This is a genomic window from Thalassotalea sp. Sam97 (assembly GCF_041379765.1).
GTDB lineage: Bacteria > Pseudomonadota > Gammaproteobacteria > Enterobacterales > Alteromonadaceae > Thalassotalea_A > Thalassotalea_A maritima.
Genome location: NZ_CP166919.1, coordinates 1,127,873 through 1,149,203, shown reverse-complemented (window position 1 = coordinate 1,149,203; position 21,331 = coordinate 1,127,873). Strand labels below are relative to the sequence as shown.

Annotated in this window: 21 protein-coding genes; all 21 read right to left on the bottom strand. The window is 42.2% G+C overall.

Annotated elements, in window-relative coordinates:
• Positions 1–181: 181 nt before the first annotated feature.
• Positions 182–3,661: a DNA polymerase III subunit alpha gene (dnaE, locus tag ACAX20_RS05055; RefSeq protein ID WP_371189026.1), complete on the bottom strand. Its 3,480-nt coding sequence runs from the start codon at positions 3,659–3,661 to the stop codon at positions 182–184.
• On the bottom strand, positions 3,661–4,287 hold the full coding sequence (gene rnhB, locus ACAX20_RS05050) for a ribonuclease HII (protein ID WP_371189025.1): 627 nt from the start codon (positions 4,285–4,287) through the stop codon (positions 3,661–3,663). The genes dnaE and rnhB overlap by 1 nt, the downstream gene beginning before the upstream one ends.
• A 325-nt stretch (positions 4,288–4,612) precedes the next feature.
• Complete coding sequence (gene lpxB, locus ACAX20_RS05045; RefSeq protein WP_371189024.1) at positions 4,613–5,749, bottom strand: lipid-A-disaccharide synthase; 1,137 nt, start codon at positions 5,747–5,749, stop codon at positions 4,613–4,615.
• Positions 5,750–5,751: 2 nt separating this feature from the next.
• A complete protein-coding gene (gene lpxA / locus ACAX20_RS05040; protein ID WP_371189023.1) occupies positions 5,752–6,522 on the bottom strand; it encodes an acyl-ACP--UDP-N-acetylglucosamine O-acyltransferase in 771 nt (256 codons plus the stop codon).
• 4 nt (positions 6,523–6,526) lie between these two features.
• The gene (gene fabZ / locus ACAX20_RS05035) at positions 6,527–6,976 is read right to left on the bottom strand and encodes a 3-hydroxyacyl-ACP dehydratase FabZ (RefSeq protein WP_371189022.1); all 450 of its coding nucleotides are present in this window, start codon (positions 6,974–6,976) and stop codon (positions 6,527–6,529) included.
• Positions 6,977–7,015: 39 nt separating this feature from the next.
• The gene (lpxD, locus tag ACAX20_RS05030; protein WP_371189021.1) at positions 7,016–8,047 is read right to left on the bottom strand and encodes a UDP-3-O-(3-hydroxymyristoyl)glucosamine N-acyltransferase; all 1,032 of its coding nucleotides are present in this window, start codon (positions 8,045–8,047) and stop codon (positions 7,016–7,018) included.
• Between the two features lie 9 nt (positions 8,048–8,056).
• Positions 8,057–8,572 carry an OmpH family outer membrane protein gene (locus ACAX20_RS05025; protein WP_371189020.1) on the bottom strand — a complete coding sequence of 172 codons (516 nt, stop codon included), beginning with the start codon at positions 8,570–8,572 and terminating at the stop codon, positions 8,057–8,059.
• 57 nt (positions 8,573–8,629) lie between these two features.
• Positions 8,630–11,095 (bottom strand): outer membrane protein assembly factor BamA, encoded by a 2,466-nt coding sequence (bamA, locus tag ACAX20_RS05020; RefSeq protein ID WP_371189019.1) that lies wholly within the window; start codon positions 11,093–11,095, stop codon positions 8,630–8,632.
• 42 nt (positions 11,096–11,137) lie between these two features.
• The gene (gene rseP, locus ACAX20_RS05015; RefSeq protein ID WP_371189018.1) at positions 11,138–12,496 is read right to left on the bottom strand and encodes a sigma E protease regulator RseP; all 1,359 of its coding nucleotides are present in this window, start codon (positions 12,494–12,496) and stop codon (positions 11,138–11,140) included.
• A complete protein-coding gene (gene ispC, locus ACAX20_RS05010; protein ID WP_371189017.1) occupies positions 12,496–13,701 on the bottom strand; it encodes a 1-deoxy-D-xylulose-5-phosphate reductoisomerase in 1,206 nt (401 codons plus the stop codon). Before ispC ends, rseP begins: the two co-directional genes overlap by 1 nt.
• Before the next feature lie 7 nt (positions 13,702–13,708).
• Positions 13,709–14,575 carry a CDP-archaeol synthase gene (locus ACAX20_RS05005; RefSeq protein WP_371189016.1) on the bottom strand — a complete coding sequence of 289 codons (867 nt, stop codon included), beginning with the start codon at positions 14,573–14,575 and terminating at the stop codon, positions 13,709–13,711.
• A 3-nt stretch (positions 14,576–14,578) separates the two neighbouring features.
• On the bottom strand, positions 14,579–15,382 hold the full coding sequence (uppS, locus tag ACAX20_RS05000; RefSeq protein WP_371189585.1) for a polyprenyl diphosphate synthase: 804 nt from the start codon (positions 15,380–15,382) through the stop codon (positions 14,579–14,581).
• Positions 15,383–15,431: 49 nt separating this feature from the next.
• Positions 15,432–15,953, bottom strand: coding sequence for a ribosome recycling factor (gene frr, locus ACAX20_RS04995; RefSeq protein WP_371189584.1), 522 nt, complete (start codon positions 15,951–15,953; stop codon positions 15,432–15,434).
• A gap of 85 nt (positions 15,954–16,038) precedes the next feature.
• Entirely contained in the window at positions 16,039–16,782 is a 744-nt protein-coding gene (pyrH, locus tag ACAX20_RS04990) for a UMP kinase (RefSeq protein ID WP_371189015.1), read from the bottom strand.
• A gap of 614 nt (positions 16,783–17,396) precedes the next feature.
• The gene (locus ACAX20_RS04985; RefSeq protein WP_371189014.1) at positions 17,397–17,864 is read right to left on the bottom strand and encodes a helix-turn-helix domain-containing protein; all 468 of its coding nucleotides are present in this window, start codon (positions 17,862–17,864) and stop codon (positions 17,397–17,399) included.
• Positions 17,865–18,083: 219 nt separating this feature from the next.
• Positions 18,084–18,563: a hypothetical protein gene (locus tag ACAX20_RS04980; RefSeq protein ID WP_371189013.1), complete on the bottom strand. Its 480-nt coding sequence runs from the start codon at positions 18,561–18,563 to the stop codon at positions 18,084–18,086.
• A gap of 110 nt (positions 18,564–18,673) precedes the next feature.
• Positions 18,674–19,129, bottom strand: coding sequence for a GNAT family N-acetyltransferase (locus ACAX20_RS04975; RefSeq protein ID WP_371189012.1), 456 nt, complete (start codon positions 19,127–19,129; stop codon positions 18,674–18,676).
• A 134-nt stretch (positions 19,130–19,263) separates the two neighbouring features.
• On the bottom strand, positions 19,264–19,617 hold the full coding sequence (locus tag ACAX20_RS04970) for a hypothetical protein (protein WP_371189011.1): 354 nt from the start codon (positions 19,615–19,617) through the stop codon (positions 19,264–19,266).
• A 142-nt stretch (positions 19,618–19,759) separates the two neighbouring features.
• Positions 19,760–20,488, bottom strand: coding sequence for a hypothetical protein (locus ACAX20_RS04965; RefSeq protein WP_371189010.1), 729 nt, complete (start codon positions 20,486–20,488; stop codon positions 19,760–19,762).
• A 180-nt stretch (positions 20,489–20,668) separates the two neighbouring features.
• The gene (locus ACAX20_RS04960; RefSeq protein ID WP_371189009.1) at positions 20,669–20,878 is read right to left on the bottom strand and encodes a hypothetical protein; all 210 of its coding nucleotides are present in this window, start codon (positions 20,876–20,878) and stop codon (positions 20,669–20,671) included.
• A gap of 40 nt (positions 20,879–20,918) precedes the next feature.
• Complete coding sequence (locus ACAX20_RS04955) at positions 20,919–21,266, bottom strand: hypothetical protein (RefSeq protein ID WP_371189008.1); 348 nt, start codon at positions 21,264–21,266, stop codon at positions 20,919–20,921.
• Positions 21,267–21,331 lie beyond the last annotated feature (65 nt).

The window sequence follows — 21,331 nt, the reverse complement described above, 5'->3', positions numbered from 1 at the left end:
TCATCCTTAGCCATTGCAAAACCGCGATGATTTGGCGATTTTACTAGAAATTCATTGATTTACCAAGCTAACGCAATAAATTACCTAACTGCTGTCGATAAAATCAACAACATCTTTTCAGGATGGACATTACGATTAACTCGACGTTCGTCTTATATTACGATGGCGCCTGTCGCGAACTTTAAAACTGTAAAGCCACATTTTCTTCACCGAGCAACAATTTAAGTTGATGGATCAGCGTGTCAGTGGGTGATACCCGCCACTGGGTACCAAGCTCAAGTACAGCTCTTGCTTCCGGTCGTTGATAAAACACCCGTACCGGACACGTCCCTTCCTTGCATGGCGACAGTACTTGCTTGAGCTCATGCAAAAAATTAACTGGCAATGATTGACTAACCACATTTAAATCGATTGATTTAATATAATTTTCACGCGCCTGTGAAATGGTCATCACTTCACGAGCGGTCATTGTAAGCCCTCCGGAGAAATCATCAAAGCTGACCTGTCCTTTACAGAGCAAAATAGTATCGGCTTTTAGAATTTCTTCGTAGCGCTCAAAGTCATCAGGAAATAAGCGCACATCTAAACGTGCACTTTTATCATCCAACGTCACCAACGCCCAGCGACGGTTTTTCTTATTCACTAAAACCCGTACACCAATCACTAAGCCGGTTGCCGTGCTTAGTTGATCTTTGCCACCCGGTTGTAAATTAACCAACCTCGGTGCACCATAGCGTTTTATTTCGTCTAAATAGCGATTAATTGGATGTCCGGTCAGGTATAAGCCCAATGTTTCTCGTTCGCCGTCAAGCCAGACCGCCTCTTCCCATGGAGCAACTTGCTTAAACGATTGAATCGAATCTTCAGGCTGTTCATTAATTAGGCCAAATAAATCATCTTGGCCAATAGCTTGCGCTTTGGCGTGCTGATCGGCTGCTTTTATCGCTTCATCTAAGGTAGCAGCCAGAGCGGCTCGATGTGGCCCGAGCTTATCCATAGCCCCAGCTTTAATTAATCGTTCTAATACACGCTTATTAATCTTTTTCAAATTAACGCGTGCACAAAAATCAAATAAGTCATGGAATGGGCCGCCTTGTTGGCGCGCGTCGATGATTGCCTCAATAGGCCCCTCACCAACCCCCTTAATGGCACCAATACCGTACACTATTTGATCACTATCATTGACGGTAAACTTATATTGGCCGCTATTTACATCAGGTGGCAGTAAATCCAACCCCATGTTTTCGCATTCATCAACGAGAGTAACGATTTTATCGGTGTTATCCATATCGGCTGACATTACCGCAGCCATAAACGGCGCAGGGTAATGCGCCTTCATCCAAAGTGTTTGATATGAAACTAATGCATAAGCGGCCGAGTGCGATTTGTTAAAACCATAACCGGCGAACTTTTCCACCAAGTCAAAGATTTTCATCGCCAACTCACCGTCAACGCCTAAGTCAATCGCCCCTTGCTCAAAGCCTGAACGTTGCTTCGCCATTTCTTCTGGCTTTTTCTTACCCATCGCTCGGCGTAGCATATCCGCACCACCCAAGGTATAGCCAGCAAGAACCTGAGCAATTTGCATTACCTGCTCTTGATAAAGAATAATGCCGTAGGTCGGCTCTAGGATCGGTTGTAGCCATTCGTGTTGCCATGTGGCATCAGGGTAGCTGATTTCTTCGCGGCCTAATTTACGGTCGATAAAGTTATCTACCATGCCTGATTGCAATGGCCCAGGGCGGAATAAAGCAACCAGTGCGATCATATCTTCAAAGCAGTCGGGTTTTAGACGCTTGATCAAGTCTTTCATACCACGTGATTCAAGCTGGAAAACGGCGGTAGTTTCAGCTCGTAGTAACAGCTCGTAGCTCTCGCTGTCATCAAGCGGTATGGCAGCAATATCTATTGGCTCTTGTCCTTGCTTAGCCAACTTGGCATCGGCCATCTCAATAGCCCATTGCAAAATGGTTAAGGTACGCAGACCAAGAAAGTCGAACTTAACAAGCCCGGCTTCTTCAACGTCGTTTTTATCAAACTGAGTAACCGGGTTTTTACCTTCGCTGTCGCAATAAAGTGGCGCAAAGTCAGTAATCGTGGTTGGTGATATAACAACACCACCGGCATGTTTACCGGCATTTCGTGTGGTACCCTCAAGGATACGACACATATCAATCAAGTCTTTGACTTCGTTATCTTGCGCATAAACCTGCGGTAAGCGTGGCTCAACTTCAAACGCTTTTGCCAGCGTCATCCCTGGATCGCCAGGAATTAATTTTGAAATTCGATCGACAAAGCCGTATGGATGACCTAATACTCGGCCAACATCGCGGATAACTGCTTTCGCTGCCATGGTACCGAAGGTAATGATTTGCGACACCGCATCACGACCATACAGCTCAGCAACATGATCGATAACCTCGTCACGGCGATCCATACAAAAGTCGACGTCAAAATCCGGCATCGATATACGTTCTGGGTTCAAGAAACGTTCGAATAGCAGATCAAATTCAAGCGGATCAAGATCGGTAATTTTTAATGCATAAGCCACCAAGGAGCCCGCACCGGAACCACGCCCTGGCCCAACAGGAATATTGTTGTCTTTTGACCACTGAATAAATTCCATAACGATAAGGAAGTACCCGGGGAACCCCATATCATTGATAACGTCGAGTTCAATTTTTAGACGTTCATCGTATGGCTTGCGTTTTTCAGCAAAGTCATCGGCATCTTTATCAAATAAAAACTCAAGGCGCTCTTGTAAACCTTCTTCTGACACCTTAACAAGGAAGTCTTTAATATCTAAATCGCCGGTAGGAAAGTCTGGTAAGAAATACTCACCAAGACGTACTGTGACATTACAGCGTTTGGCGATTTCGACACTGTTTTGCAATGCTTCAGGAATATCAGCGAATAACTCGCACATTTCCTGTTCACTGCGCAAATATTGTTGATTGGAATAATTTCTCGGGCGACGTTTATCGTCTAAGGTGTAGCCATCGTGAATACATACGCGAATTTCATGCGCTTCAAAATTATCGGCTTCAAGAAACACCACTTCGTTTGTTGCTACAACGGGTAATCCGGTATCTGCAGCAAGCGAAACCGCAAGGTGCAAGTATTCTTCTTCTTGCGCTCGGCCGGTGCGGATCAATTCAATAAAGTAGTTGTCTGCAAAATGCTCTTGGTAAAATGCTAAGCACTGTTCAGTAAGCGCTGTATTACCCTTTAATAACGCTTTACCAACATCACCGTCTTTTGCACCCGATAACAGAATAAGCCCTTGCTTATATTGCAGTAGCCATTCTTTATCTAATACCGCTTTACCTTGCAACTCACCACGTAAATAGGACTTAGAAATAAGTTCGGTTAAGTTTTTATAACCAACATTATCAGATGCAAGAATCGTTAATCGGCAGATTTCATCGTCAAATTTAGGCGTTTTTACCCAAAAATCACAGCCAATAATTGGTTTAATGCCAGCCCCTTGTGTGGCTCCATAAAACTTTACTAAGCCACATAAGTTCATTTGGTCAGTCAGCGCTATCGCTGGCATCTGCTCAGTGACTGCTTTGGCAACAATAGGCTTGACCTTATTGAGGCCATCACACATTGAGAAATCACTGTGTACCCGAAGGTGGACGAACTTAGGATCTTGCATTAGCGCTTATCCTCGTCGCCAGCATGTTCACCGAGTTGTTCAATAATTTTGGCAACCGGTTTAAAACTTTTACGGTAACAGTCAATAACGCCCAATTCGGCAAGTTTTTCAAAGTGTAGTTTGGTTGGATAGCCTTTGTGTTTAGCAAAGCCATAATCTGGATACTGTTTATCAAGCACTAACATTTCTTCATCACGAGCGACTTTGGCTAAAATAGACGCCGCCGAGATCTCTGCTACTTTTGAATCGCCCTTAATCACGGCACTAGCGGCAATACCAAAATCAGGGCAACGGTTACCATCAACTAGCACGTGCTGTGGGGTTATCGACAAGCCAGCAACGGCGCGTTGCATCGCCACCATCGTCGCTTGCAGTATATTAAGTTGATCTATTTCTTCAGGTTCAGCTCGACCAAAACTATACGCTAACGCTTTTTGTTTAATTTCGTCGCTTAGCAGGGCTCGTTTCTTATCAGATAACTTTTTAGAGTCAGTTAAACCGTCAATAGGGTTAGCAGGATCAAGAATTACTGCTGCAGTTACCACTGCGCCTACTAGCGGGCCACGCCCCACTTCATCAACGCCAGCAATTAACTCCACATTTGGGCGAATAAATTCTTCGCTCATTCGTATTACTCCAAAAAATTAGGGCATCGCCCAGATAAGATATCGAAAATTATGATTTTGATACCAATTGCATTAAGTTATTGGTCAATTTTGAGTTAGAGAAAACGTATTTTAACAAGTGAAATTTGATGGGTATAGTGATTCTATATTCATTAAATTTCAAGCAGATAAAATGGGGTTTATCAACAACTAACAGGTAAATTTATGTCTTTACAAAATGAGCGATCATTTAATGCGCTTGGTATAATTAAACCAATATTGAGATATTAACAAATTCGTTAATCAAAAGGGCAACGGTAGAATAACCATTGCCCATCACTCGCTACTAAGCCATCAGCTCGATAACAGCTTTAGCCGCTTTTTCACTAGCATCTTGCTTGAGCATGTGATGAATTTTGGTAAATTCATCGACTAACGCCTGTTGATCTTGATACAACAAAGGTTCAACTTGTGTTGCCAAGTTATCAGGGGTGACTTGTTCTTGCAAGAGTTCTGGTACTAAAGCTTTTTTGGCCAATAAGTTTGGTAATGAAAACCACTCTAGCTTGACCATAATGCGACCAATGATTGCCGTCAACCAATTAAACTTATAAGCAACGACCATCGGACGTTTGATCAGCGCACCTTCTAAAGTGACCGTTCCAGAGGCAGTAAGCAAACAATCACTGGCGGCCATTACCGTTTGCGTGTCATTAACGACAACATCAATGGTTAGTTCTGGTGCATATTGCTGCCAAATCTGCTGAAACTGTTGCTGACGAATATCGTTAATCACTGGCGCGATTAACTTCAACTCAGGGTGTCGCTTTTGTAAAACTCGCGCTGTTTCAAGAAAGTCCGGCAACAACATAGTTAATTCACTACCACGTGAACCTGGCATAATTGCCAGATATTTACTGCTCACATCAAGGCCAAGTTTTTGACGAGCCTCGGTGGGTGAACTATGCAATGGTATTTGATCCGCCAGTGGATGACCAACAAAGGTACAGGCCACCTGATGTTTGTCGTAAAACTCTTTTTCAAAAGGCAATAAAGACAGCACCATATCGGTGGCTTTATCAATTTTGAAAATACGTTTTTCACGCCACGCCCAAACCGATGGACTAACATAATGAACCGTTTTAATGCCTTGTTGTTTTAACTTCAGCTCAAGCCCAAGGTTAAAATCTGGCGCATCGATGCCGATAAAAACGTCAGGCTTATTCGCACTAAAGTAATCCACCAACTCCTTGCGGACATGAAGTAATCGTCTTAGTCGGCCCAGCACCTCAACAATGCCCATGACCGCTAACTCTTCCATGGCAAATAAACTATCAAAGCCAAGCGCGAGCATCTTCGGCCCGCCAATGCCAACAAAGCGCGCATTAGGGAAACGTTGTTGCAGTGACTGCATCAAGCCTGCACCCAGAGTATCCCCTGAGTGCTCACCAACAACAATCGCAAATACTGGTGATTGTTCCATTACTATCGAGCAATGCCTCGAGGTGAATTAACGATAAAATCGATGAAATGCTTCACTTCAGGTACACGGCTAGCGACATCGGCTAGGGCGTCACTGGCTTCAGCAATCGTCAGCCCTTTACGGTAAACCTCTTTATACGCTCGCTTAACCTCAAGGATCGCTTGTTTATCAAAACCACGACGCTTTAGGCCTTCACTATTTAAACCAAACGGCTTAGCTGGATGGCCAGATGCCATCACATAAGGAGGAATATCACGCAACACAATACCGCCACCACCAATAAAGGCATGCGAGCCAATTTGAGTAAATTGGTGTGCACCTGACATGCCACCAAAGATAACCCAGTCACCCACTTTACAGTGACCAGCTAAGCTACAGTGGTTAGCAAAGATACCGTGACTGCCAATAATGACATCATGAGCAACATGCGAACCAGCCATAAATAAGTTATCGTTGCCTATGATGGTTACCGAGTTGTCTTGGATAGTTCCACGATGAATCGTACACCCCTCTCGGAAAACGTTATCATCGCCAATTTCCAGTCGAGTAGGCTCGCCTGCGTATTTTTTATCTTGGCACTCTTCCCCTACCGAGGCAAATTGGAAGATGACATTGCCCTTGCCCATGGTCGTTGGACCTTTTACAACGGCATGGGAATGAATAACACAATCGTCGCCAATAACGACATCATTACCAATATAGGCAAATGGACCAACAGTAACGTTTTTGCCAAGCTTAGCGCCCGGCTCTACAATCGCTTGCGGATGAATCATCCTATTAAATACCTTTTCGTGCACACATAAGATCGGCTGAACAAACCACTTTATCGTCTACTTTTGCTGTTGCAGCAAATTTCCACATACCACGACGCTCTTTAACAAACTCAATGTGGATATGCATCGTATCACCAGGGACGACAGGGCTTTTAAAACGCGCATTATCAATGCCCGCAAATAAGAACATTTCCCCATCTTCGCCTTCGACCGATTTAAAACCTAGTACGCCGCTGGCTTGTGCCATCGCTTCTAAGATCATCACCCCAGGAAAAATCTTATAACCAGGGAAGTGACCTTGAAATACCGGCTCATTCACAGACACATTTTTTATCGCGTGAATCGATTTACCAGGTACATAATCAAGCACCTTATCCACTAATAAAAACGGATAACGATGCGGGATTAGGGTTTGAATTTCTTCTATGTCAATGACATTTTTGGACTGTTCCAAAACTCATTCCTTGCAAATAAACACCACACTTGGTGGCTACTATTGATTGTCTTTTAGTTCTTCGATGACACGTTCAAGCTCTTGCATACGCTTGTACATACCATCTAAATGTTTATAACGGCTAGTGTTACGACGCCATTCTCTATTTTCTAACGCTGGCAAACCTGAAGAGTATACGCCACCAGGCTCTTTAATGGCCTTAGTCACCATTGTCATGCCGGTCAATGTCGTGCGGTCGGCCACTTCAATATGGCCATTAACCCCAACTAAACCTGCAATAATACAGTGCTTACCAATTTTCGTGCTACCAGCTATGACACTACAACCTGCGATAGCGGTACCTGCACCTAATTGTACGTTATGCGCAATTTGCACCTGATTATCGATGATACAATTATCACCAATAACCGTATTTTCTAAGGCGCCACGATCGATGGTGGTCGAAGCACCAATTTCGACGTTATCACCAATGATAACGGTTCCTAGCTGTGGGATTTTAATCCATTGTCCTTTATCGTTAGCATAGCCAAAGCCATCACTACCAATAACCGCATTGGCTTGCACTAAGCAGTCCTGGCCAATTTCAACACGATGATAGACACTGACATTTGCCCATAACTGGCTGTTGGCACCAATCTTTGCTTGTTTACCAACAAAGCAATTAGCACCTATAACAACGTTATCCGCGAGCTCTGCACCCTGCTCAATTACCGCATTTGCACCAATACAAACACCTTCGCCAAGCACAACATCGTCTGCTATTACCGCAGATGGTGCGATATCATCGGCAGCTTTTGGCGTGGTATCAAGCAATTGTGCCACCATCGCAAAGCCAAGATAAGGGTTGCCAAGGATCAATGCATTGGTTTTACAAAACTTAGCATGTGCCTCTGAAACAATAACGGCACTCGCTTGAGTTTGTTCAAGATATTGACGATATTTGGCATTAGCAAGGAATGCAATTTGCCCAGATTTCGCCTCTGTTAATGTAGCAAGGGAGTGAATCTGGCAAGACTCATCTCCCTCGACACGACCGCCAAGTTGCTTGGCTAAATCACCTAATGTAATCATAAAAAATGTTTATTTTTTCGCTGCGTGCTCTACAACTTTAGCGGAAATATCTAAATCTTGCTTAGAAAACGCTACCGCTGATTGCTGAATAATTAGGTCGTAGCCTTCTTTCGCAGCTACCGCATCAACAGCATCTTTCACTAACATTAAGATTTTTTGCTGTTCTTCTTGCTCGCGACGTTTTAGTTGTTGTTGCAATGGTTGCGCTTGACCTGCGTACTGTTGACGCAACTCTACGATTTCTTTTTCAAGCGCTTCGATTTCTTTCTTGCTTAAAATGGCTTCATCACGTTGGCGCTTTTCAAGCTTATATTTAATGTCACCTTCAAGCTTTTTCAAACCATCTACTTGGTCTTTAAATTCGCTAGTAATTTTCGCTTGAATGTCAGCCATTTGTGGTAATTGCGCCACAACTTGCTGAACATTAACAACACCAATTTTTTGCTCTGCAGCGTTTACTGAAGATGCCATCATCATACTTGAAGCAACGGCGGTCAACGCCACAGATTTAATAAAAGTTTTCACACTAATCTCCTAAATTATAATTTATTTACCGGCGATCTTGGCCGCCTGATGTATTCGTTAGAATGTTTTACCAATGTTGAAACTGAAGAATTCGGTTTCATCACCTTGTTCACTGCCTAATGTTTTGGCAAAGTTGAAAATCATCGGCCCCATTGGCGATAACCACTGAATTGACATGCCCGCAGACGCGCGAATACGACCCGGATCTGAATAATCAGACAGTTTAGCGAATTCACGAGGATCTAATGAGCTGTAATCGTTTAGGTCAAATTCGGTATCCCAAACGTTACCTGCATCAACGAAGAAACTGGTACGAACTGAGTTTGTGTAGCCTTCATCTAAGAATGGCGTTGGCACAATCAATTCTAGGCCACCAATAACCATGGCATTACCACCAACACTGCGTCGTGAAATAACCACGGCATCTTGATCAGATGGGCTCACTTCATTACCTTCGCCCGGCAAACCAGGGCTTTGGCTTGGGTAACGATAAATGGCTCGTGGACCTACGGTATTATTTTCGAAACCACGTAATGTCGTCGCACCACCGGCACGGAAGTTCTCCCAAAACGGTAATAGTTGATCATTACCATTAAAGGTACCATAACCATTGGCATAGCCTGCCTCAAAGCGAGCTAACACAGTCCAGCGATGATCGCGTGATAACGGGAAATAATACTTACTGTCGTATTTAACTTTAAAGTACTCAACATCTGAAACTTCCGGGAAGGTAAACTTACCCGATAAAATTTGCGATGAACCTGCCGTTGGAAAGGTACCACGGTTTAAGGTGATACGAGAAATCGCTGCATTTACATCGAACGTTTCAAAGTTTAACGTTGCATCAGGATTATTAGGATCCTTATAGATATCGTTAAACGATTTAATTTGTTCATAGGTTTGTAAGTTAGAGATATCAGAACTCTTATAACCACCACCAAAATTAACGCGCACATACTCGTTTATTGGGTAGCCTACGTTTAATGATGCACCGTATGAGGTTTGATTATAATTAACAAGATTCGCTTGGCCTGCATCAAACTCGTTGTAAAATATACTGCCACCTAGCGAAACACCATCTATCGTCCAATACGGGTTAGTATATGAAATATTAGCGCTTTTTTGGAAGCGCATGGTGTTGACTTGGAAACCTAAACTGTTACCCGTGCCGAGAAAGTTATTTTGTTGAATACCAGCGTTTAAACTTAAACCTGAGTATGAGCCATAACCGATACCCGCACTAAATGAGCCAGATGGTTGCTCTTTCACGGTAAAATCAACATCAACTAAGTCGTCTTCGCCTGGCACCGGTTTGGTTTCAAACTCAACCGTTTCAAAATATGGTAAACGCTGAATACGAACCTTTGATCCTTCAAGCCAATTATTCGACAACCATGAGCCTTCCATTTGACGCATTTCGCGACGCAGGACTTCTTCTGAGGTCGCATTATTGCCTAAAAAGTTAATACGGTTTACGTATACACGTTTACCAGGATCAACCGAGACAATCAACTTAACCGTATTATCGTCATCATTAATTTCTGTACCGGTTTGTACCTGCGGGTAAGCATAACCAAAACGACCAAGAAACTTACTGATTAGCTCTTCAGTGTACGTCACTTCAGCCGCGTTATATAAGGCATCCACTTGTAGGGGCGAAATAGCTTCAATGGTTTTTTCATAACCTGCCATATCACCAATAAATTCAATCTCGCTCACCTTATATTGTTCACCTTCGCTGACATTAAGGGTGATATAAACCCCCTCTTTGTCCGGCGTCATCGATACTTGAGTAGAATCGATGTTAAAGCGTAAATAACCACGATCAAGGTAATGACTCTCGATAGTCTCCATATCGCCTTGCAAGGTTTGCTTTTGATACCTGTCTTGCGCCATGAAGTTCCACCACGGCGAGTCGTAGGTTAACTCGACTTTATTTAACAGTTCGGCATCAGAGTAAAGCTCGTTACCAACAATGTTAATTTGCTCAATTTTTGCCGCATCACCTTCATCAAACTCAAAGGTCAAATTAATGCGATTACGCGGTAAATGGGCAATTTTGGTGGTAACTTTGGCGTTGTATTTACCCACACTGTGATAAAAGTCTTCTAAACCTGTTTCAATACCCGTTAATACTGAACGATCAAGTGTTTCACCAACGCGGATATTTGAGCCGTCAAGGCTTTCCTGTAATTGTTCATCTTTGATGTCATCGTTACCATCAAAAATGATTTCTGAAATAGTTTCTCGTTCTTTAACACGGAAGATCAGCTTATTGCCGTCACGGAAGGCTTTGATATCGTGAAAGTGACCAGACGCATACAGCGACTTGATTGACTGAGAAATACGGAAGTCATTTAATTCGTCACCTACAGTGACAGGAATGTGAGTCAATGCTGCACCGAGCGCAACTCGTTGCAAACCTTTAATTTCGATATCGTCTACGACAAACTCATTGGCGGCAACAGCCTGTCCACCAACGCTGCCCAATAATACTGCTAAGGCGAGTTTTTTTATTATCATGGATTGTTCAACTTTTCATATTATGCGGCTTATGCCGTCTTGTTAAAGCCGGGAAACGTCATTAAATATAGCAATACTCATTAACGTTAATAAAATAAGGGCGCCTATCTTAAACCCTACTTCTTGTACTTTTTCTGGTACCGGCTTACCTGTTATTAACTCCACTGTGTAATACAGTAAATGCCCACCATCAAGAATAGGCAAAGGCAATAAATTAATTATGCCAAGGTTAACACTTATCAAAGCTAAAAAGCTAAGAAAGTATACTAAGCCAACCCCTGCGCTCGTTCCTGCACCTTGAGCGATGGCGATAGGCCCGCTTAGGTTGTTGACACTAACATCACCAGTGAGCAATTTGCCTAACATGGCTACACTTAAATCAATAAGCTCCCAAGTTCGAGCGCTGGCTTCTGCGATTGCTTCGAGTGGACCATATTGCAATAAAAACACATAACTCTCGGGATATGGCTCTAATGTTGCAGCAATACCTGCGTAACCCTCTATACGACCATCGTTTTGTTGTCGAGTTCCCACTAACATATCAATCGTTTGAATTTCGCCATTGCGAATATAACTGATATTGAGTGTTTTATTGGGATTAGCCACAATAGTATCCACAAATTGTTGCCAATTACCATTAATTTTAGTGTTGTCGATGGCAATAATTTCATCGCCTTTAACAAGGCCAGCTTGTGCTGCGGCTTCACCTGGCACGGTTTGACCGATAATAGGTAAAATTTGTGGGCGATATGGTTGGAACCCTAAACTAGACATTGCTGAGGTTTCACTCGGCTCAAATTGCCAGTTGCGCGTATCTAATCGATGCTCTTTTATATAGGTAGTATCTGCTTGACGCGCTTCAATAATGATTTGCTCGCTACCGATTTGACTAACCAAGGCCATATTAACAGCCTGCCACTCTGGCGTTTTATTACCATTTATTGCAATGATTTCGCTGCCCTGCTGTAAGCCTGCTTGGGCGGCAATGGAGTGTTGTTGAACCTCACCGATAATAGGCTTCACTTCGGTTTTGCCTATAAGCAACATCAAATAAAAGGCAAAAATCGCGAATAAGAAGTTAGCAATAGGTCCTGCTGCAACAATGGCAATACGTTGCAGTACCGACTTATTATTAAACGCATACGACTTGTCTTGCTCGGCAACATCATCGACACGCTCATCGAGCATTTTCACGTAACCGCCCAACGGGATCAGGGCAATAACGTATTCAGTGCCTTGTTTATCATGGGTGCGAAATAGAGTTTTGCCAAAACCAACCGAGAATCTCTCTACTTTGACCCCGCATTTTCGTGCCACCCAAAAGTGGCCAAATTCATGAACCGTGATCAATAAACCTAGGGCAACAATAAATGAGCCAAGATTCCAGAGAAATTCAAACATTAAGGGGTCGTCTCCATTTGCCTAACATAGCTAACCGTTTGCTCGCGGGCAGCTTTATCTAAACGAATAATATCATCTAGGGTATTCGCATCAGATGCGATAAATTGCAACATGACATATTCATTAACAGCTGCAATATCTGTGAACTTAATTTGCTCGTCTAAAAATGCTTGCACTGACACTTCATTGGCGGCATTAAGTGCTGTACATGCCGCTTGCCCAGCCTTACATGCATCAATCGCCAACTTGAGGTTAGGATAACGCTCGAAATCAGGCTGTGCAAATTCAAAGTTTTTACAGTTAAAAAAGTCGAACGGCTCAACCCCAGCATCAATACGCTCAGGATAAGCCATAGCGTGGGCGATTGGCGTGCGCATGTCCGGGTTGCCCAACTGCGCTAATACCGAGCCATCTTTGTATTGAACCATTGAGTGAATGGTTGACTGTGGATGAAGGATCACCTGGATATCATCGGGCTGTAAGTTAAACAACCATTTGGCTTCAATGAACTCTAAGCCTTTATTCATCATTGTGGCAGAGTCAACGGAAATTTTCTTGCCCATATCCCAGTTTGGATGAGCAATGGCTTGTTCAGGTGTGATATCTGAAAAGTGCTCTAATGGGTAGTTACGAAATGGGCCGCCAGATCCTGTCAGCAAGATTTTACTAATACCGTTATCGGTAATATGAGCATCGCCGATACCATCTTGCATTGCCTGTGGCAGGCATTGAAAAATAGCATTATGTTCGCTATCAATTGGTAGCAAAATCGCCTTAGATTGACGCAACGCATCAATAAAAATCTGTCCCGATGTAACCAAGGCTTCTTTATTAGCTAGCAACACTTTCTTGTCGGCCTTAACCGCTTCAAGTGTTGGTAGCATACCCGACGCACCAACAATCGCTGCCATAACAATATCAATTGCTGGGTCTTGTACTAAGCCGATAAGCGCATGCTCGCCCTGTAACACCTGAGTTGTATGATCGCCACTGGCCATCAAAAGCAACTTCAATTGCTCAGCGGCTTGAGAATCGACCATAACAACCGTTTTCGGCTTAAACTCAGTACATAATGCATGCATTTGCTCAACCCGTTGATTGGCACTTAAGCTGACAACGCGATATTTATCGGGATGGCGACGAACAACATCTAACGTACTCAAGCCAATAGAGCCGGTAGCCCCTAAAACAGATAAGCCCTGCATAGCAAAATTACCAAGTAAACAAGATAAGACAAAGTGTAAATATAGGTGCTGTGGCGGTTAAGCTGTCAATACGATCTAATACACCACCGTGACCCGGCAAGATACGACCACTGTCTTTCACACCGGCTTGACGCTTAAGCATGCTTTCCGTTAAGTCACCAATAACCGAAACAATACTAACAACAACCGCTAATATAATAATCTTGATTAATTGCTCACTGCTAACAGTTAAAACCAAACCAGTAATCACAGCGACCATAGCAGCACACGCCATACCACCTAAGAAGCCTTCAATGGTTTTTCCTGGGCTGACATTTGGCATCAATTTATTTTTGCCAAAACGCTTACCGGTAAAGTATGCACCAATGTCTGCACTCCACACTAATGCAAATAAGAACATAATAAGCTGGCTACCATGATAGGTGTCAATGTTGTACTCATGACCACGCAATGTCACAAAAGCTAGCCAAGTTGGCGCAAGTGTTAGTAAACCGAAAATACCGCGAATACTGCGGTGCGAAGTCCAAAATTGCGAGTGCTTAGGATATTTGAAGATCATCAACAAACTCATCAACCACCATACAGCAGATATCATCATGGTAATGACAACACCCGACATAACATGCCCTGATGTGGTCCAAATGGCTGTTGGTGGCATCAAATACCACATGCCAGCAATTGTCAGTAATAACGCTGAAACAAAACCAATACGGCGACGTTTTGTATCAAAGCCCATTAACGGGCCCCATTCCCAGGCGCCGATAGCTAACACAACCGCCAATACCGCGGCAAAGTTTTGTAACGATAAGAAGAATATGGCAGCGATCGCCAAAGGCGCTAAAATCACTGCTGTTATAATACGTTGCTTTAACAAACGTTAGTCCTTTTTCTGATTTTCCGCTTTTACTTGATCGCCTGTTTTACCAAAGCGGCGCTCTCGATTACCAAAAGACATTAACGCTTCGGTAAACGCCTTTTCGTTAAAGTCAGGCCACAACGTTTCAGTAAAATAAAACTCAGCATAAGCTGCTTGCCAAAGCAAAAAATTACTTATGCGATAATCACCACCTGTGCGGATAAGTAAATCCAGCTCAGGTAAATCTGCTAAGCAGATATGTTGACCAAGTAACTGCTCATCAATATCTTGTATGTTTACTTCCCCATTTAGGGCGCTTTGAGCAATTTTCTTTGTTGCTTGTGCAATATCCCAGCGCCCACCATAGTTGGCTGCAACGGATAGCACCATAGCATCATTATTTTTGGTTAGTTGCTCTGCATCTACAATCTTTTGTTGTAGTTTGCTTGAAAAGCGAGTCTTATCGCCAATCAATTGAAACCGAATATTATTTTTATGTAAGCGTTTAACCTCTCGGGTTAACACAAACATAAATAATTCCATAAGCACGCTAACTTCGTCTTCTGGTCGCATCCAGTTTTCAGAGCTAAAGGCGAATAAGGTAAGCGCTTTAACACCTTTTTCTCGTGCCGTGCGGACGCAATCGCGCACCGATTCAACCCCCGCTTTATGACCTGCAACACGAGGTTTACCCTGATGTTGTGCCCATCGGCCATTACCATCCATGATGATAGCGACATGTTGCGGAAGTGCCTGAGTTACCTGGCTATTATTATTCGTTGTTATCACGTCGGTTCCATTTAGCAAAAAGGCCGTAAACTTAATGGTGGTGTCCACCCTACAGATAAGTCTACGGCTTTTCTCTGCTGGGAAATTAGATTTCCATCAGCTCTTTTTCTTTTGCGGCTGCTAATTCGTCAGCTTGCTTGATGAATTCATTAGTAATCTTTTGAATTTCATCTTCTGCTTGGCGCGCTTCATCATCACTGATTTCTTTCTCTTTGTTCAGTGTTTTGATGTCTGAGTTAGCATCACGACGAATGTTACGAATGGCAATTTTACCGCCTTCAATTTCACCACCAACCACTTTAACAAGATCACGGCGACGTTCTTCTGTTAATGGAGGTAATGGAATACGAATTAAGGTACCTTGTGATGAAGGGTTTAGGCCCAAATCCGATGCCATAATCGCTTTTTCAACAGCGCTGATCATGCCTTTATCAAAAACGGTAATGGCGATTGTGCGTGCATCAGGGGTAGCAATGTTACCCACTTGATTTAATGGCGTAGCTACACCGTAATAATCAACCGTGATATTGTCAAGTAATGATGCGTGCGCACGACCGGTACGGATTTTGTTAAGGCTTACTTTTAACGCGTCGATGCTTTTGCCCATACGGGTACGAGCGTCGTTTTGAATGTCGTTGATCACAATAATTTCCTTGTATCTTAGTAAATTTGTTTTGATGTAATGCTAAGCATTACTTGCTTAAATTCTCAGCATGATCGATTAAGGTACCTTCTTCGCTACCTAAAACGATTGATTTTAATGCGCCTTCTTTGTTCATGTTAAATACACGAACCGGCATAGAGTGATCACGCGCCAACGTAAATGCTGCAAGATCCATTACTTTAAGCTCTTTCTCTAGCACTTCACCATACGTTAACTGTGAGTACAATTCAGCGTCAGGGTTTGACACAGGGTCAGCCGAGTAAATGCCATCGACTTTCGTGCCTTTAAATACGGCGTCCGCTTCAATTTCAATGCCACGTAGACATGCAGCAGAGTCTGTTGTGAAGAATGGGTTACCTGTACCGGCTGAGAAAATAACAACACGGCCAGATTTTAATAAGCTAATCGCTTCAGCCCAGTTGTAACCGTCACATACACCTTGTAAGTCAATGGCTGACATTAAGCGTGCGTTTACAAACGCACGATGCAACGCATCACGCATCGCTAAGCCGTTCATTACCGTTGCTAACATACCCATTTGGTCGCCAACAACACGGTTCATACCTGCTGCTGCAAGGCCCGCACCGCGGAACAAGTTACCACCACCGATAACCAGACCAACTTGAACGCCCATTTCCACTAGCTCTTTAATTTCAGAAGCCATGCGATCAAGGATTTTTGGATCAATACCAAAGCCTTCATCACCCATTAAGGCTTCACCACTAAGTTTTAACAAAATTCGACGATACGTAGGTTTTGGTGTGGCGCTCATATTTTTTATCCTGTATTAGATTGATGTATGGCTTTTGACGGACTTGAGGTAATTACATTTCCGTACAAAAATTACACACATATCAATTGCATATTATAAATCTGCGCTATTTTAATACCTATTAGTTTTTTTATCCACTGTTATTACGGCCAACGCCCGTCAGGGTTGGTGTTTAGCGCAATGCCTTGGAAGGATTCGTGCCGATATAAAACCCGTGCCATCAGCTATGTGAAAGCGCTAGCTAACGTTTATAAACGGCTAGTATCGTAAGGTTTCCAACGAGTACTTCGGCATTATGGGTTGCTTAAAGAAGTTTGCGAAAAATGAAAAGAAGCAACGTCGTTGCATCACGTGGACGGATGCTAATTAGCAATAGCAAAGAATAAAATAGTTCATATCCAACCATAGCGAGACACAACACTAATCGATTATTAATCAACTAAATAGACATGTCATAGAACGACGCAAACATGCCAAACTAGACTTGTTTTTAGCATCTAGTATGGGTGGCCTTATGATGCGAAAGCCGCAACAACGGGCTAGTTAACAGTTTACTGAAATGTGACGCAAAGCGGAACCAAGATAACCGTTATCGGTCCCGCTTGATTCGCTCGTTAACTGTTATTTACCGATTCATGTTCATACCAAATGCCATATTTATCTCCCTGATATTTAAGCCAATGGTATAAATAAGCTGTTGAAAGCATGATTAAACCGCCCACTAAGGCTGCTTCATTTACAAGACCTAAACAACAAAAAATAAAGCCGCTTACATGTCCGATAACCTCAATTCGACGTGCTGACTGCCTCGTAGGTCGAGCTTGTAAAAAGTTAAACACAAACCAACATTTTAATATGAAAGGTAACGCTTTCCAGTTATCTGATTTTTTATCCATCGTATATTTCTCCTGATTCAAAGTTGATACATCAACCTCAAGCGCAGAAGCAAGACATTTAAGCGATTCTAAGCTTGCATTGTGGCCACTTTCAATCCGCTGAATTGTTCGAACATTTAATCCAGACATTTGAGCTAATTGCTCTTGTGAAAGATGATTGCTAATACGTAGTTCTTTAAGAATCATTAAGTTTACCTCTGTACTTAAGAATCAAGATTATTCCCTGGTTTACTCATTGTCGGTTACGAATTTTATCCGACATTTACCCGACAGTTTAAGACTAACCGACCCTGTGGGCTATTAACATCGCCTTGGGCGGTGAGTGTCATTTGGCTAAAATGTTACGCGACGCGGCAATCAGCTAACCTAGAGCAATCCCACCGTTGTTGGCTTGTTATACTGCAATTACTCACACCAAGTAACCGGCACCGTTCGTGGTTTATCTGTATTTACGGCTCCTGATTTGAAGCCACATTCATTACTGCCACACATATATCCAAACATCCCTGTGATTTCGCCATATTCAGAAACGAGCTTTACACTTTGATTATTTTTAAAATAAATTTTAGTTTCGTCTGCTCCGCTAGGTATAACGAGAGGGATTGGTACAACTACAACAAATGCACCAACACCAGACCAGTTATACCCATCGTGATATGAGAAGATGTCACAAGAACCCTTAGTCGTTATGTTATCGGGTGTTCCCCAAAGCGATATAACGTGTTCTTTTGAATACGAGGTATTTTCACCATAGCCTTGCTGGTTGCGTTTATCCGTTAAATTAAAATTATCTTTTTGTGATTCAAAGGTTCCATATGTCCCAACTGCCAAACCAACACAACCTGAAAGGCAGAGAAAAGAAAATAAAACGAGAAAAATGCGCATAATGTCCCTTTTAAAAGATAACCAAACGTTAAGTAGAGATAAATGGTAGGCGTCACTGTGTAATAAAGCAGAACTGAGCCAGACTTTATCAGTTCTGCTGACAACGCTTATTAAATTGCGTTTTCAACAGCTAACGCTAATTTTTCTATGCCATGCGCTGGTATCCACCGCTTAAACTCAACAAAGCCATGCTTCTTGTACAATCTAATCGCTGGTTCGTTTACAACCGCTGTTTCTACAATTGCCCTAGTAAATTCAAATGTGCCTAAAACATAATTTAGCAATTTGTCAGCAATGCCTTGTCGAAAATAATGTGGAGCAACAGTTAAGCTATCAATTTCTAGTTGGTTATCTCTGATCGCAATTTCGATTACCCCAGCAAGGTACCCATTTACAATAAAACCATAAAATAGAGTGAGTGAACATTCTATATCTTTGCTACACCTTGAAAGAGGAGGAAATTCTAGAGTGCCAATAAGTTGAGCTTCAACGTTATAAGAGCTTTGAAAGACATTAAAAATTTGCTCGGCAATTTCATTATTCGAATTATCAAGTTTATTGATCATATCGTGCTAACACTCAAAAATTTGCATTACTTTCTAACCCGCAGCTAAAAGGTAGCAATGCTTGGCGACACTTTGAAATGTCGTGATAAAAGCCAAAAAACATTTGCCCTACATGCTACTTGTTATTCGCAAACTTACCTTATTAACCTTAAAACTTCTTCACCGCGATAACTTACATTTAATTGACTACACGCGTTCGCTATTATATTTACGTCAACAAAAGAATCGTCTGCAGCGCTGTACATTTTTGCCTTCCACTGAAGTGTCGTTGAATCTAACGCAAGGCTTTTTATAACCACGGCACCAACTGCTTTAGAGTTATTTTCGTGGGAATAAACAAAGATTTCACCTTTCTTTAAATCGATGGAAAGTTTTGCTGGTTTAGCTGAGTGATTCCAAATTCCAGAAATATCACAGTCCGCGCTTTGGGCGTTTGTCGAAATAAGGCTTGTGACCATAAAAAGACTTAGAGTTATTGGTTTGAACATGAGTATCCTTTGCATATAACACCTCAATATGAAGCAAATACAATGTAGCTAAACTGCGCAAAGCACTAGCCACAGAGTTGTTGTCCTAGTGAGCTTGTGAACGACATGATGGGCTTGTTATGTATCCAGTGAACAAAATTAGTTAGCAATCTGAACCTGACGATTCACTATAACTGAGTTTGTACTTATCTCGTAAAAATAAAAGCCACATTTTTTCAAAATCATTGACTGATGTTTTTAAACTTTCTTTAATGTCGCCATTTGACTCCACCAATCTCACTAAACTCTCTTGTCCCCATTTTGAAACGATGAAGTCAGTCAAAAAGTAGCCGACCTTGTAAATATTGAATGGATGTACTTCCAAGCTTTCTAAGGTCGGAAAAGATTCTTCGGAAAAACATTTCAGGCTTGATATATCTGGAATTGGTGGCCGACCTGACTCATAAATAGCAGTTGCCTCCCATAACCAACGTGGGTTGTTATTAAAGCTCGGATTTAGTGCTAGTGTTACTAAGTGAGTGTATTCATGTACAACACCCAAACCTAATTCAGGTCGGCCATTAAAGAATCGAGCTTCCCAAGCGCTTTGAACAACATAGCCTTGTACATATTCCGCATCATCTCCATATTCGAGCTCGAATTTATTTCGATCTTGCCAGATTTTTACTGTTACAGCGGGCATATTAGTTACGTTAAAATTGTTAATTATGCGACTCTGGTGTATATCAACAGTTTTCTTTATCTCTTCCATTGTCGCCTTGGGAACATCTCCAACGGAGACATAATCTATATTGCTATTATCTTTATTTGCTATTGCGAAATTTGTGAAAAAATAGCACATCAACAGGATCACAATTGTAAAATAGCGCATGAATTATCTCTTTTATTTAATGATAAGGATGGGTTGTAACACAATGAAAACGAGCCGGAATAACATATGCTTGGGAGCAAATAGTACGCCAATACGAAGTACTTAAATGCATGGCAAAAATTAGCAACATACCAGCGCAAGCCTTGAGTTTTGCGTGCTCGCCATTATTAGCCAGTTATATTATTTTTGATACCAAACAGTAACAACAATTTTTGCTGGCATCCAAGAACCACCACTTTGTGACTGCGTAATATTTTTGATTTCAATATTAGGCTGCGATGCCAACCAAAGGTTGATTTCTGCTTCTAAACCACAATCAGAAATACTCTCTGAGCTAGGCCAGAAGCCTTGCTTAGATTTAAGGGTCTTTGTAAAAATTTTAACTTCCATCGTTGAAGCCGACTCCATGTTTTACAAGTAATATACCGCCCTAATAATCGACAGATAATGCGTGACTAAATTCGCGAGGAAAGCGTACCAGCCAAGCAGTAGGTGTCGATACATTAATATACACAAAGGCACTAACCAGCACCACACCAAAAGCAATAAAAAAGCATTGTAATTCAGACAGTAATAATAATTCAGTAACCACGCTAACCGAGGCAAATAATAAAATAGCTGCACAAAGAAACATAGAATAGTCTAAAGCGTTTGCCGCTTTAACAGGATCTGATAACCAGGCGTCGTTCCATATGGCAATTAAACCGCGTTTTTGCTTTATCGCCATAAAGTAGCCTGACAATACACACGGTAATACACCAAATATGACGAAAAACATCGAAAGGAAGTTGATTCAGCCGCTTTATCCCCTTGTCGTTAGTAACGCCTTGCTCACCACAATAT